Raw genomic sequence first — 11,385 nt, 5'->3', positions numbered from 1 at the left:
TTAGAGTGGTCTATTTTTGTTTTAAAATGAAAATTTTTCAAGGATAATTCCTTAAATTCGCGAACTTATAAGAAATTAGAGTAAATGAGCGTGAAATTCCCTGAATATAAAGGACTTGACCTGCCTAATGTAGCAAATGAAATTCTACAATACTGGCAGGAAAATAACATATTTGAAAAAAGTGTAACGTCAAGAGAAGATCGTGAATCCTACGTCTTTTTTGAAGGACCTCCTTCTGCAAATGGATTGCCAGGTATTCATCATGTTATGGCGCGCGCTATTAAGGATATTTTCTGTCGTTATAAAACTCAAAAAGGTTATCAGGTAAAAAGAAAAGCAGGTTGGGATACCCATGGTTTACCTATTGAATTAGGTGTAGAAAAAGAGCTTGGCATTACAAAAGAAGATATTGGGAAATCTATTTCGGTGGAAGATTATAATGCCGCTTGTAGAAAAGCGGTGATGCGTTACACTGATATTTGGAATGATTTAACCCAAAAAATGGGGTATTGGGTAGATATGGATCATCCGTACATTACCTATGAACCCAAATATATGGAAAGCGTTTGGTGGTTGCTTAAGCAAATTTATAATAAAAACCTTTTGTATAAAGGCTATACCATTCAACCATATTCCCCAAAAGCAGGTACTGGCTTAAGTTCGCATGAGTTGAATCAACCAGGAACGTATCAAGATGTTACAGATACTACGGTGGTTGCACAGTTTAAAGCGATTTCTAATACGCTACCTGACTTTTTACAAAACTTAGGTGCTATTCACTTTTTAGCATGGACAACCACACCTTGGACTTTGCCAAGCAACACAGCATTAACTGTAGGTCCTAAAATTGAGTATGTTTTGGTTGAAACGTTTAATCAATATACGTTTGAGCCTGTAAAAGTGGTGTTGGCTAAAAAACTTGTAGGATATCAATTTTCTGGCAAGTTTAAGCAGGTTGAAGAGTCCTCAGAACTTGCTTCGTATAAAGCAGGAGATAAAAAGATTCCGTTTTATATTGTAAAAGAATTTATGGGTAAAGATTTAGTTGGTATTACATATGAACAGTTATTACCATACGCTTTGCCTCATGATAACCCTGAAAATGCTTTTAGAGTGATTTCGGGCGATTTTGTAACTACTGAAGATGGTACAGGTATTGTGCATACCGCTCCTACTTTTGGTGCAGATGATGCTTTAGTGGCTAAACAGGCTGTGCCTGAAGTACCACCTATGCTGGTGAAAGATGATAATGGAAATCTTGTTCCACTTGTTGATTTACAAGGTAGATTCAGACCAGAAATGGGTGAGTTTGCAGGTAAATATGTTAAGAATGAATACTACAATGATGGTGAAGCACCAGAGCGCTCTGTTGATGTAGAACTTGCTATAAAGCTAAAGGAAGAGAATAAAGCGTTTAAAGTTGAAAAATATAAACACAGTTATCCTAATTGCTGGCGAACAGATAAACCCATTCTTTACTACCCGCTAGATTCATGGTTCGTCAAGGTGACTGATGTAAAAGACAGAATGTTTGAACTCAATGAAACCATTAATTGGAAACCAAAAGCAACCGGAACAGGGCGTTTTGGAAATTGGTTAGCTAATGCCAATGATTGGAATTTATCGCGTTCGCGTTATTGGGGTATTCCGTTGCCTATTTGGCGAACTGAAGATGGAAAAGAACAGATTTGCATTGGTTCAGTTGAAGAATTAAAAGCTGAAATGACCAAAGCTGTCGCCGCGGGCGTGCTTGAAAAAGATATTTTTGAAGATTTTGAAGTTGGTAATAATTCCGAAGAAAATTATGCTAAAATCGATTTGCATAAAAATATTGTTGATGCTATTGTTTTGGTAGCGCCATCGGGTGAAAAGATGTATCGTGAAAGCGATTTAATTGATGTTTGGTTTGATTCTGGCTCTATGCCATACGCGCAGTGGCATTACCCGTTTGAAAATAAAGAATTGATAGACAAAGGGACGTCTTATCCTGCCGATTTTATTGCTGAAGGTGTTGATCAAACAAGAGGGTGGTTTTACACGCTTCATGCTATTGGAACCATGGTTTTTGATTCAGTAGCCTATAAAAATGTCGTATCTAACGGACTGGTTTTAGATAAGAACGGACAAAAAATGTCTAAGCGTTTAGGTAATGCCGTTGATCCATTTGAAACCCTAGGGAATTATGGGGCTGATGCCACACGTTGGTATATGATTTCAAACGCTAATCCTTGGGATAATTTAAAGTTTGATAGTGATGGTATTGAAGAGGTAAAGCGTAAATTTTTTGGAACCCTTTATAACACGTACTCTTTTTTTAGTTTATATACCAATTTAGATCAATTCACTTATGCCGAGTCAGATATTCCGCTTGAGGAAAGACCAGAATTAGATCGCTGGATATTATCTGAATTACATACCTTAATCAATAAAATTGATAAGTTTTACGCTGATTATGAGCCAACAAAAGCAGCAAGAGCTATCTCAGATTTCACACAAGATTATTTGAGTAACTGGTATGTTAGATTAAGTAGAAGACGTTTCTGGAAAGGTGAGTATGAACAAGATAAAATTTCGGCCTACCAAACCTTGTACACATGCATGGTAACCTTGGCAAAACTTGGGGCTCCAATAGCACCGTTCTACATGGATAGGCTTTATTTAGACCTTAATGCAGTAACCAAGAAAGAAAATTTTGAAAGTGTACATTTAGCAGATTTTCCAAAGTTTGATGAGGCTTTTGTTGATAAAAGCTTAGAGCGTAAAATGGAAAATGCACAAACCATATCCTCATTGGTATTGTCTTTACGAGCTAAGGAAAAGATTAAGGTACGTCAGCCGCTTCAAAAAATTATGATTCCAGTAGCTAATGACCAACAAAAAGCGGAAATTTTAGCAGTATCAAATTTAATAAAACATGAGGTAAATATTAAGGAGATAGAGCTTTTAGAAGATGCTTCAGATATTTTGGTTAAGCAGATAAAACCTAATTTTAAAGTGCTAGGACCGCGCTTTGGGAGAGAGATGAAAGCCGTGGCTGAAGCAGTAATTAACTTTACACCTGAAGATATTAACAAAATAGAACAAAATGGGAGTTTAGAGGTTGATATTAACGGAAAAAATATTACATTAGAACGCTCAGATGTAGAAATCACCTCACAAGATATTGAAGGGTGGTTGGTTGCAAATGAAGGAGCTTTAACAGTGGCTCTTGATGTTACTATTTCTGATGATTTACGTAGAGAAGGTATTGCCAGAGAATTGATAAATAGAATTCAAAATTTACGTAAAGATTCAGGCTTTGAAGTTACTGATAGAATCAATGTAACGCTCCAAAAAGATGAACAGGTTGTAAATGCCGTTGATGCCAATATAACCTACATTAAGTCTGAAACATTAACAAATGAACTTGAAATAATTGATAAAGTAGAAGATGGTATAGAAATTGTATTTGATGATGTATGTACCAAATTATTTATCCAAAAAAATTAAGACTATGGGAGACAGCGTAAGATATTCTGATGCTGAATTGGAAGAATTCAAAGCATTAATTACAGAGAAGATAGAAAAAGCTCAGCATGATTTAGAGTTGATAAAAAGTGCCTATATGAATGATCATAATAACGGTACTGAAGATACATCACCGACCTTTAAAGCTTTTGATGAAGGGAGTGCCGTGATGAGTAAAGAATCAAATTCTCAATTAGCTATTCGTCAAGAAAAATTTATTCGTGATTTAAAAAATGCTCTTATTCGTATAGAGAATAAAACCTACGGTATTTGCCGTGTAACGGGTAAATTAATCAATAAAAAACGTTTAGAGCTTGTGCCACATGCTACATTAAGTATTGAAGCAAAAAATATGCAACAATAATTGTATAAAAGAGTCATTTATAAAAACGCCTCATGCCTTGAGGCGTTTTTTGTTTAGATGTTATGTCGTTAAAAAAATCTATCGTTCTTATTGTCATCGTTTTGTTGGTTGATCAAATCAGTAAAATATATGTAAAAACACATTTTATACTTCATGAAAGTATTGACGTATTTAGTTGGTTTAAAATATACTTTATAGAAAACGATGGGATGGCCTGGGGAACAAAAATAAGTGATTTTACGTCCTTTATATCAGATAGAACAGCAAAGGTAGCCTTAACCTTATTTAGAGTTTTTGCCATATTTGGCATAGGCTATTGGTTATATAACACCACTAAAAAGGGAGGATCTACAATTTTAATTATTGCTATAGCCTTGATTTTTGCAGGCGCCTTAGGTAATATTATTGATTCGGTGTTTTATGGCGTTTTATTTAATGACAGTACAAGTCAATTGGCTAGTTTTATGCCGGAAGGAGGGGGGTACGAGTCATTGCTTTATGGGCGTGTGGTAGATATGCTATACTTTCCACTAATAGAAGTTGATCTGCCTCAATGGGTGCCTTTATACGGAGGTAAGCGTTTTAATTTCTTTGAACCTGTTTTTAATATTGCCGATGTTGCTATAAGCGCTGGGTTTATTATGTTGCTTCTTTTCAATAAAAAAGCTTTTTCTAAAAAGAATATCCAATAAAAGGTTTTCCAGGTAAATATTTTCGAATTTACTTTTACTATATTTACCTATTGCTATTATTTATTTTAATCCCTCAATTAATGAAAGGTAAATACATTCCTATCATCCTTATTTTATTCTCTCAATTTTTATTCGCGCAAAATACATTTGATATTATTCTGAATGGAGACAATCGAGAAAAAGATTGTAAACAGTGTATAGAAACGTTTAGGCAGAAACCTAAAGGCGTTCGGTTTTCAATTGAACGAGAAGGTAATAATCTATATTTTCAAGTCAACGATAAAAAATGGTTTGAGACCCTATTTAACAAATCTGGTGACGGCATTGCTATTGATGTTGTATTGAAGAAAAGGTATGCCTGTGGTTTAGGTTCTGTGGCCAGTTCTCAAATAAAAGGTGAACTTCTAGAGCCCGTTTATGCTAAAGCCTTAAAAGCTGGATTGAAACCATATGCTGATGATTTATTTCGAGTAAAAATAGGAACTATTCCTGAGGCATATCTGAATCAAAAATCAGAGTTTAATATTCTATTTTTGAGTAACAAAACACTTTGTCAATACTATGTTATTTATGAGTTGGAGTCCTATCAATGGGAGTTGTTAGATATGGGCATGTATTTAGATTCCTTAACCTACAACCCTAAAAAAGTACAGTCTTCTGAGTCTAAGAGCACACTCATTAGAAACAAAATTTTAAAGTTTGATATTCCCTTCCAAAAAAATAAATCTAATTATTCGCAACAAGATATTAAACCTATTTACGATTCGTTACGGCTAACCGATTTCAATATTAAGACCATTAAGGTAAAGTCATATTCTTCAATTGAAGGTATAACAACAAGAAATTTAGAGCTTCAGGAACTTAGAGCCAACAGTATTATTTCGGCATTACAGAAATTTCAAAAGCCAACTATTCAAACAACTGTGTCTACGGCCGAGAATTGGGTAGAGTTTTTAAATGACATAAAAGGAACCAAGTACGAGTATTTATTGTCTTTAACAAAAAATGACATTAAGGATGCTATTGCTGGTAAGCTATCAAGAGACATGGAGTCCATTTTGAAACATCATAGAAAGGCTGTTTTAGAAATGGAACTTGAAAAAATTTATGAATACAAAGGGGTGTCTCCCAAAGAATTGCTTATTAATTTCAATACAGCGGTTCGTTTAAATCAAGAGGCGGCAGCAAGACGTATTCAAAACTCCATTTTTGAAAAAATAAAGTCTGGTGAAGTTACTTCCGATATTTTAAGTCAGATGGCAGTGCCTATGAGTGATAAGTATGTTCAAATTAGAAATAATAATGCAGCGTTTAGGTATATGCTTGATTTTAGGGAAGTGTTATTGGTTTATAATGAAATGCTGGAGCTTGAAAAACTCATGCCTAACAGCAAAAAAATAAAATATAATGTAGCGGTACTTAAACTTCAGCTATGGCGTTACAACGCTATTGAAATTAATGAAGATGCATTAGAGAAGCAAATTTATGATTTGAAACAATATGGTATCGGAGATGATTTAATAACTCGAATGATAGTAAACTTTAATATTATTAGGGCTGAAAATTTAATGCGAAACAGAGATTATAAGAATAAAGATAAAGCCGTAACCTTTATTAAAGACCATTATGACAAATTTTCGTTGTCGGAATATGATTATTTAAGTTTAGCTCAGTTTTTTAGCTATTATGCTAAAACAGAATTTTCTGTTGATCTTTTAGAGAACAAGGCAAGGAGTATTTATATAGATGAAAACCTATTGTTTTACTTTTTAAATCTTACTATTATTAGAAATGAGTTTGTAAAAGATGTAGATTATAGAACGATTTTGTTAAATGCGATAAACATTAATAAACCACGTTTTTGTAAATTATTTGAAGCAATAGAAGATGGTGGTGTTACTTTTCAAATATTAGACAATAATTACCTTAGGGCTGTATACTGTGAAAACTGTAATGATTAAAATTGATAAATTGTGTTTGGAGTAACGCAATAGTTTAATGGAATATCATTACTGGTAACCTCTGCAATGTGGTCTTCAGCTTCAAAAAATGAAAGCCCAATTTTTATGGTTTCTGGCTTGCATTGGGCTAAAAATTTATCATAAAATCCTTTGCCATATCCTACGCGGTTACCACGTTTGTCAAAAGCTAGAAGCGGAATAAAAACAACATCTATTTTATCATTTGAAATGGGAATACCATCCACAGGTTCTGGAATGTTATAGGCATTATTTTTAATTACGGTATTGTCTGTTAGCAAAAAATTAAACATCTCTCCTGTTTCAAAATCACTTTTTGAAATGAGGATATGTTTGTCTTTTCCAGAAAGAATGTTTAAAATATAATCTGTATTCACCTCTTTTTTGTCTTCAATAGTTAGAAAAATATGATAGAATCCATAGTTCCAAACAGGTAGTTTTAAAAGCTGATTTGAAATCGCTAGACTCAAATCTTCAATAGCATCAAAATCAAGGTTTTTTCGTTTGTCTTTATAGGTTTTTCGCAAAGTAGTTTTGGTTGCCATTTAGTCTTTTATTTTTATTGAAATATGAAATAAAGCATCACCCTGATACACAATAGGAGACTCATTTACGTTAATGATATAACCCGTATATCGGGCTCTAACAAAATAATTAAATTTCCCATAAGGATCGGTAATATTACCTAAAATATCATCTTTTTCAACATAAGCACCAATAGATGTATTGGCTTTAAACATGCCAGAATATTTAGCACGAAGCCATTTACTTTCTTCAATAAAAACACAAGCATTTTTTGGTCTGGTAGACTTAAAAACCGTTTTTAACATGCCTAAATGTTTTAGTAAGCGTTTAGAACCATTCACCCCAGAATTGGTTACTACCTCATCAATATGAAACGATTTCCCGCCTTCAAAAAGCAAAAGCGGTTTTCCTAATTTAGAACAGGTTGCTCTAAATGATTTAGAAAGATTTTTAGAATAGAGCACAAAAGGCGCTCCAAAAATTTTAGCTAAGTCATTTAGGTAGGTGTCCTTTTTTAAATAGCGTAATTGTGGTGCATTAAACCGACCCGAGCCACCTGTATGAAAGTCTACAATCAAATCAACATGCGGAATAACGTCATGAATAAGCTTGTGGGCAACTCGGCCTGCTAGAGAACCAGTCGGGCTTCCAGGAAATACCCTGTTGAGGTCTCGGCCATCAGGAAATTCACGTTTTAAGTTGATAAATCCAAACACATTAATAACAGGCATGCATATAATAGTACCAATTTTTGGTTGATTAATACCTTTAGCAATAAGTTGGCGTACAATTTCAACACCGTTTACTTCATCGCCATGAATGCCTGCCGTAAAAAGCACGGTTGGCCCTGGTTTTTTAGAACGTTCAATGATTACTGGAACATTAACAGGGGTTGAAGTATGTAGGTTAGCTACATCAAAATTCACCTCTTTACTTTGTCCTGGCATAATGGTTTCACCAAGAATATGTAATACATCTGCCTTTAGTTTAGACATTTATTTAGCGTTTTTTTCAATAAACCTTATAATAGATTTAGCAATATTGCGCCCAGTAGCAATTTCAATACCTTCTAAGCCAGGAGTAGAATTTACTTCAAGGAGTAAAGGACCTCTTGCAGATTGTAGCATATCAACACCGCAAACAGGTAGGTTTAATGCTTTTGAAGCGTTCATGGCCAATTTTAATTCGTCATGATTAAGCTTTATAATTTCGGCAGAACCACCTCGGTGTAAATTTGATCTAAACTCACCTTCTTTTCCTTGTCTTTTCATAGCACCAACTACTTGCCCATCTACAACCAGCGCTCTTAAGTCGGCACCCTTAGCTTCTTTAATGAACTCTTGAACAATAACACGGGCTTGAAGACCATTAAAGGCTTCTAAAACAGATTCAGCGGCGCTTTTAGTTTCGGCTAAAACAACACCCAGACCTTGTGTGCCTTCAAGAAGTTTAATAATAACAGGTGTACCCCCAACATGTTCAATAACTTCTTTTACATCTCTAGAGTAATTGGTAAATACGGTTTTAGGCATACCAATTCCTGCTTTGCTAAGCCGTTGTAAACTTCTTAATTTATCACGAGAACGCTGAATAGCACCAGAGGTTACAATGGTAAAAACACCCATCATTTCAAATTGACGTACTACGGCACATCCATAAAAAGTTACAGAAGCGCCAATTCTAGGAATGATGGCATCAACATAATTTAAATAGCGGTCTTTATAAAAAATAGTCGGTTTTTCCTTTTCAATAATGATATCGCATTTAAGCGGATCAATAACTTCTACTTTATGCCCGCGCTTTAAGCCTTCTTCAATAAGGCGTTCAGTAGAATATAATTGAGTGTTTCTAGATAAAATGACTATGTTCATGCTGTTTTCGTATTAAAAGAGACGTTTACTAAATCTACGTCAACAATAAATTTATGTCTTAAGAATTCCCTGCCAATTAAAACAGGAAACTTCATGTCATCTCTAGTGCTTAAAGTTAAGTTAATCTTATATGTTTTACCAAAAATTACGACTTCAGATTTTACCTTGTACCGGTTTTCTTTAAAACCATTACTACTTTTTACGTCTGTTCGGCTAAAAGCTTCAAATATAATTTCTGTTTTACCAAAATTTTTGTGCGTGCTACTATTAAAAGTGCAGAGCAGTGTATGGTCTATTTCAATAATATCAGAGCAATGAATGGCTGAAGTATAAGCTCCAGTATCAATTTTAACATCTATATTATGTAAATCGAGTTTTGGAAAATCTAAAACATCAACCCGACCTATAATTTTTTTACTCATCTGTTTTACATATTATAATTCTGTACTTTTTTGCATTCTGAAATATGTTCAAAATTAAGGTTTGGTTTTAAATAAAATCTTTTTTTAGTGTTTTAAAAAAAGTGGCGTAATGTAGATAAATATTCTATGCAAAAAACAAAACTTATAAATATTTAACACATTTTAAAAAGACAGATTTTTACTAAAAACCTTTAAAATAATTACCTTTACAATAATGAACACCCCCGATTTAGAGATACAATTAAAAACCTTACCAAGCCAACCTGGAGTTTATCAATATTATGATAAAGAAGGTACTATTATTTATGTTGGGAAAGCAAAGAATTTAAAAAAAAGAGTTAGCTCATATTTTACAAAACATCACGATAGTGGGAAAACACGAGTTTTAGTAAAAAAAATTGCCAATATTAAGCATGTTGTTGTAGATACGGAGACGGATGCGCTGTTGTTAGAAAATAATCTTATTAAAAAATACCAACCGCGCTATAATGTCATGCTAAAAGATGATAAATCATATCCGTGGATTTGTATAAAAAAAGAACGTTTTCCTAGGGTGTTTTCTACACGGCGTGTGTTTAAAGATGGAAGTGAATATTTTGGTCCGTACACTAGTGTAAAAACAGTACATACCCTGTTAGATTTAATAAAAGGTCTATACAGTTTAAGAACGTGTAACTATGATTTGGCAGAAGAAAAAATACAAGCGGGTAAATACAAAGTCTGTTTAGAATATCATTTAGGGAATTGTAAAGGTCCTTGTGAAGGTTTTGAAACAGAAGCTGCCTATAATGAAAACATAAAGGCTATAAAGGAAATTTTAAAAGGAAATTTTAAAGATTCTTTATCTCAGTTTAAAGAACAAATGGTTCAGTTTGCTGAGCAGATGCAATTTGAGGAGGCACAAAAAATAAAAGAAAAGGTTGAAGTGCTAGAAAATTATCAGGCTAAATCAACCATAGTCAATCCAAAAATCAGTAATGTTGATGTTTTTTCAATAATAAGTGATGAAAGTTATGGTTACATTAATTTTTTACAATTGTCTTATGGTTCCATAATACGATCGCATACACTTGAAGTTAAAAAAAAGCTGGATGAAACCGATAAAGAATTATTAGAATTAGCCATTACAGAAATAAGGCAACGATTTAATTCCAATTCAAAAGAGATTTTTGTGCCTTTTAAGGTCAATCTAGGCGAATCAGTTAAGGTTACAATACCCAAGTTGGGTGATAAAAAGCATATTCTGGATTTATCTTTAAGAAATGCCAAGTATTATAGGCTTGAGCGGTTTAAACAAATGAAAATTGTTAATCCAGACAGGCATGCTAATAGAATTATGGCGCAAATGAAAGCCGATTTAAGGCTTTCTGAAGAACCACGTCATATAGAGTGTTTTGATAATTCAAATATTCAGGGCACTAACCCAGTAGCAGCTTGTGTAGTGTTTAAAAATGGAAAGCCAAGTAAGAAAGATTACAGGCATTTTAATATAAAAACGGTTACAGGACCAGATGACTTTGCATCTATGGAAGAAGTGGTATACCGGCGTTATAAAAGACTGTTGGAAGAAGCACAACCATTGCCGCAACTTATTGTTATTGATGGGGGCAAAGGGCAATTATCATCGGCACTCAAAAGCTTAGATGTTTTAAACTTAAGAGGTAAAATTGCTATTATCGGAATTGCGAAACGTTTGGAAGAATTATTTTACCCAAATGACCCAATTCCCTTATATTTAGATAAAAAAAGCGAAACCTTAAAAATTATTCAGCAACTTCGAAATGAAGCCCACAGATTTGGTATTGAACACCATAGAAATAGAAGAAGTAAAAGTGCTTTAAATACAGAATTAGAAACCATTCCAGGGGTAGGTGAAAAAACCGTTGAAGATTTGTTAAAACATTTTAAATCAGCCAAACGGGTTTCTTATGCTAAGTTAGATGAGTTGGAGGGTGTTGTTGGGGTTTCAAGAGCGGCTAAGGTGTATAACCATTTTCATAGAGAGTAAAAATTTATCTCATCCTG

General features: G+C 33.8%; 9 protein-coding genes. 5 read left to right on the top strand and 4 right to left on the bottom strand.

Features of this window, described 5'->3' with window-relative positions:
* Window positions 1-84 precede the first annotated feature (84 nt).
* From ileS to FGF67_RS06620, 4 genes are all read left to right on the top strand, one after another.
* Complete coding sequence (gene ileS / locus FGF67_RS06635; RefSeq protein WP_139695983.1) at window positions 85-3,489, top strand: isoleucine--tRNA ligase; 3,405 nt, start codon at window positions 85-87, stop codon at window positions 3,487-3,489.
* Between the two features lie 4 nt (window positions 3,490-3,493).
* Window positions 3,494-3,871, top strand: coding sequence for a TraR/DksA family transcriptional regulator (locus tag FGF67_RS06630; RefSeq protein ID WP_199240662.1), 378 nt, complete (start codon window positions 3,494-3,496; stop codon window positions 3,869-3,871).
* A 62-nt stretch (window positions 3,872-3,933) separates the two neighbouring features.
* Complete coding sequence (locus FGF67_RS06625) at window positions 3,934-4,563, top strand: lipoprotein signal peptidase (RefSeq protein WP_139695981.1); 630 nt, start codon at window positions 3,934-3,936, stop codon at window positions 4,561-4,563.
* A gap of 80 nt (window positions 4,564-4,643) precedes the next feature.
* Window positions 4,644-6,524 (top strand): OmpA family protein, encoded by a 1,881-nt coding sequence (locus FGF67_RS06620; RefSeq protein ID WP_139695980.1) that lies wholly within the window; start codon window positions 4,644-4,646, stop codon window positions 6,522-6,524.
* Here the strand turns inward: FGF67_RS06620 and FGF67_RS06615 are convergent.
* The 4 genes from FGF67_RS06615 to FGF67_RS06600 are packed head-to-tail and all read right to left on the bottom strand — an operon-like array spanning window position 6,521 to window position 9,360.
* Entirely contained in the window at window positions 6,521-7,087 is a 567-nt protein-coding gene (locus FGF67_RS06615; protein ID WP_139695978.1) for a 5-formyltetrahydrofolate cyclo-ligase, read from the bottom strand. The two genes, FGF67_RS06620 and FGF67_RS06615, sit on opposite strands and share 4 nt — an antisense overlap.
* The gene (locus FGF67_RS06610) at window positions 7,088-8,062 is read right to left on the bottom strand and encodes a succinylglutamate desuccinylase/aspartoacylase family protein (RefSeq protein ID WP_139695976.1); all 975 of its coding nucleotides are present in this window, start codon (window positions 8,060-8,062) and stop codon (window positions 7,088-7,090) included.
* Window positions 8,063-8,938, bottom strand: a complete 876-nt coding sequence (gene rimK, locus FGF67_RS06605) for a 30S ribosomal protein S6--L-glutamate ligase (protein WP_139695974.1) — start codon at window positions 8,936-8,938, stop codon at window positions 8,063-8,065. It lies immediately after the preceding gene.
* Window positions 8,935-9,360, bottom strand: coding sequence for an ATP-dependent zinc protease family protein (locus tag FGF67_RS06600; RefSeq protein WP_139695972.1), 426 nt, complete (start codon window positions 9,358-9,360; stop codon window positions 8,935-8,937). Before FGF67_RS06600 ends, rimK begins: the two co-directional genes overlap by 4 nt.
* 214 nt (window positions 9,361-9,574) lie before the next feature.
* Here FGF67_RS06600 and uvrC point away from each other — a divergent pair, with 214 nt between their 5' ends.
* Window positions 9,575-11,368, top strand: coding sequence for an excinuclease ABC subunit UvrC (gene uvrC / locus FGF67_RS06595; protein ID WP_139695970.1), 1,794 nt, complete (start codon window positions 9,575-9,577; stop codon window positions 11,366-11,368).
* Window positions 11,369-11,385: the final 17 nt, after the last annotated feature.

This window comes from Allotamlana fucoidanivorans (assembly GCF_006265225.1).
In the GTDB taxonomy this organism is placed as follows: Bacteria; Bacteroidota; Bacteroidia; order Flavobacteriales; family Flavobacteriaceae; genus Allotamlana; species Allotamlana fucoidanivorans.
Note: the sequence above shows the minus strand (reverse complement) of the source record. Positions and strands in the feature narration are given on the sequence as shown.